3 protein-coding genes are annotated in these 2,422 nt (G+C 63.4%); 1 reads left to right on the top strand and 2 read right to left on the bottom strand.

What is annotated here, in order from left to right; all coding sequences use genetic code 11:
* The coding region (locus EN750_RS29460) for an ABC transporter permease (RefSeq protein ID WP_145968022.1) at positions 1–265 on the top strand (265 nt) is incomplete at its 5' end.
* 83 nt (positions 266–348) lie between these two features.
* On the opposite strand, the gene EN750_RS29455 is transcribed toward EN750_RS29460, so the two are convergent.
* Both EN750_RS29455 and EN750_RS29450 read right to left on the bottom strand, forming a co-directional pair.
* Positions 349–948, bottom strand: a complete 600-nt coding sequence (locus tag EN750_RS29455; RefSeq protein ID WP_127398853.1) for a DNA-3-methyladenine glycosylase — start codon at positions 946–948, stop codon at positions 349–351.
* A 97-nt stretch (positions 949–1,045) separates the two neighbouring features.
* A complete protein-coding gene (locus EN750_RS29450; protein ID WP_127398852.1) occupies positions 1,046–2,023 on the bottom strand; it encodes a threonine/serine dehydratase in 978 nt (325 codons plus the stop codon).
* Positions 2,024–2,422 lie beyond the last annotated feature (399 nt).

Raw genomic sequence — 2,422 nt, 5'->3', positions numbered from 1 at the left:
GATGCAGGCCCTGCAACTGACCTTCTTCTTCTTCCTGCCGTCGATCATGCTGTCGGGTTTTATGTTCCCTTATCGCGGCATGCCGGACTGGGCGCAAATCTTCGGCGAGATCTTCCCGCTGACGCATTTCCTGCGCATCACCCGCGCGGTGATGCTGAAGGGCGCGGAACTGCCGGCAGTGTCAACGGAGATCGGCTGGCTGGTGGTGTTCGTGGTCTTGTTTGCCGGCGTGGCACTGGTGCGGTTCAGGCGGACGTTGGATTAGATGCCGCACGACCTCCAGTCTTGGCACCAGCCTTTGCGGAAGGGAGAAATGCTTTCGCCAATCTCCATGGTTTGTAACTGCCACTAACCGTTGAGCGATTTCGGGCCGCTGACGAAGGCGCTCCCCTTGACGTAAAACCGCAGCGGGCGGTCCGCGTCCTTCGTAATGCCGATCCGGATGCCCTGCCCGATGTCGCCGGCTTGATGCTCGTCGGTTGCCAGCCATAGCGGGCCTTTGCGGCAAAGATCGAGCCCGTCGAGGGAACGATCGATCCGCAATGCCTGGGCCAGCCTTCCCGGTCCTCGCGCCAGGTCGCGCAAGCGGTCGATGCCGCGGTTGAGCCGCATGAGCGCAATGCCTTCGAGCGGCTCGAGCGCCCTGATGAGCACGCCGGTTCCGACCCCTGGCATCTCGCTCGAGACATTGAGCATGTAGGAGATGCCGTAGGCGAGATAGACATAGGCATGCCCGGGTTCGAGAAACAGCGAACGGTTGCGCGGGGTCATCCCCCGGTAACCGTGTCCGGCGGCGTCACCGGTCACATAAGCCTCGGTCTCGACAATGCGGCCGCTGGCGATGCCTTCAGGCAGCTCGCGCACCACGACCTTGCCGATGAGGGTGCGGGCAAGGGATGCCGTATCGTCGGGCAGCTCGGAACGCGTGAGCGGGCGGTAGATGACCATGCTCAGCGCGGCGACGATTTGGCGGCGGGCGAGGAGTGATCCAAGGCGGAGCCCTTCGCCAGATACTCCATATCAGATTCCCTTGGACATCGCCGTCTCAAGCCGCCGCCATGATCCCGGCATAGGTGCCGAAATCGACATTGCCGCCGGACAGCACCACGGCAACGCATTTGCCGGACATCTCGATCTCGCCCGATGACAGTGCCGCCAGCGCCACGCAGCCGCCGGGCTCGACCACCAGCTTGAGATAGGCCATGGCGTCGCGCATCGCCTGCGCCGCCGCCTGGTCGGAGACGGCGATGCCACCGGTGAGGTTCCTGCGGTTGATCTCGAAGGTGATCACGCCAGGCTCGGCGGTCAGCAGCGCGTCGCAGATGGAGCTATGGCCGGGCTCGTTCGAAACCCTGGCGCCGGCGGCGAGCGAACGGCGGGTGTCGTCGAAATGCTCGGGCTCCACGGCCCAGACCGCGGTGTCAGGCGAGGCATCCTTGACGGCAACGGAGATGCCACTCGACAAGCCGCCGCCTCCACAGGGGACGATCACCGCGTCGAGGTTGACGCCAAGCGCTTTTGCCTGGCGCATCAATTCGAGACCGATCGTGCCCTGGCCGGCAATGATGGCCGGATCGTCGAAAGGCGGCACCAGCACCATGCCTCTTTCCATGTAAGGACGGATCACGGTCATGCGGTCGTCGCGAAAGCGGTCGAACGGGACCACCTCCGCGCCCATCTTGCGCACATTGGCAATTTTCATCGCCGGCGCGTCCGAAGGCATGGCGATCACCGCCTTGACGCCGAACATCGCGGCCGAAGCGGCGACGCCTTGCGCATGATTGCCCGATGAGAAAGCGACGACGCCTCGGCTGCGCTCCGCCTCGCTCAGCGACGACAACTTGTTGTAGGCGCCACGGAACTTGAACGAGCCGGTACGCTGCAGCGTCTCCGGCTTGAACAGGATGCGGCCCCCGAAGCGTCTGTTCAGCTCCTGCGATTCGATCAAGGGGGTTTCGATGATCAAGCCGGAGAGACGCGCGGCGGCGGCGTGGATGTCGGCGATGCCGGGAAGGGCGGTCATGGTGGGTCCTGTGGGAAGATGTTGCCCTTCATGATGCCCGCAAAGGGAGGTGGCGCACCATGGGAAAAATGTGACCGTTACAAAGTTTAGCGAGTCATGATCGGCGTTTGCGCCGCCCCTCATCTGGCTGCCGCCATCTTCTCCCCGTAAACGGGGAGGACGCTGTCGCCTTTGGTTTCGCCAATCTTCAGCGTTGCAAGGGGGTGCGGCGCTTCCCGCCAGCTTCTTTCTCCCTGTTTACGGCAGGGCTATCGCATATGGATTTTTGCGAAGAGGACCCCCACCCTAACCCTCCCCACAAGGGGGAGGGAACGCTGCCGCGTGCTTTCAAGTCTTCTTTGGCGCCAGAAGACCGGCGATTAGCCTGGGTCGGCGCCAATGGAAGTCTCCCTCCCCTTG

The organism is Mesorhizobium sp. M7A.F.Ca.ET.027.03.2.1 (genome assembly GCF_003999175.1).
Classification (GTDB): domain Bacteria; phylum Pseudomonadota; class Alphaproteobacteria; order Rhizobiales; family Rhizobiaceae; genus Mesorhizobium.
This window is presented reverse-complemented; position numbering and strand designations above follow the sequence as displayed.

What these genes read in the sequence shown, in the direction of transcription:
- EN750_RS29455 (WP_127398853.1), bottom strand. Translation starts at nt 948, where the DNA reads ATGGTCATCTACCGCCCGCTCACGCGTTCCGAGCTGCCCGACGATACG.
- EN750_RS29450 (WP_127398852.1), bottom strand. Translation starts at nt 2,023, where the DNA reads ATGACCGCCCTTCCCGGCATCGCCGACATCCACGCCGCCGCCGCGCGT.